1 protein-coding gene is annotated in these 248 nt (G+C 65.7%); it reads right to left on the minus strand.

Features of this window, described 5'->3' with window-relative positions; genetic code table 11:
- Positions 1-229 (minus strand): hypothetical protein (locus ACSNOK_RS35530; RefSeq protein ID WP_436784800.1); only part of this gene is annotated, 229 nt, incomplete at its 3' end.
- Between the last annotated feature and the right edge of the window lie 19 nt (positions 230-248).

Below are 248 nucleotides of genomic sequence, written 5' to 3' on the forward strand. Positions count from 1 at the left end.
GAAAAGGCTTCAGCGCACTGCCAGGCTGACGTCGTGCCATCACGCCATCCACCTGTGCCGCCCGGCTCAGGCTGCCGCTGGATCCCACCCAGGCCAGCACGTAGCCGCTGACGTTGTCCAGCACCACCACGGCACCATCTTCGACGTTTCGACCCTGCAGCTCACGCAACTGTGTCCGCAACGTGTCGATGGCCAGACGCTGGAGGGAGCCATCCAGCGTGCTGCGCACTGTGGGGTGGCCGTCATGG

This window comes from Streptomyces sp. URMC 126 (assembly GCF_051386555.1).
Classification (GTDB): Bacteria; Actinomycetota; Actinomycetes; order Streptomycetales; family Streptomycetaceae; genus Streptomyces.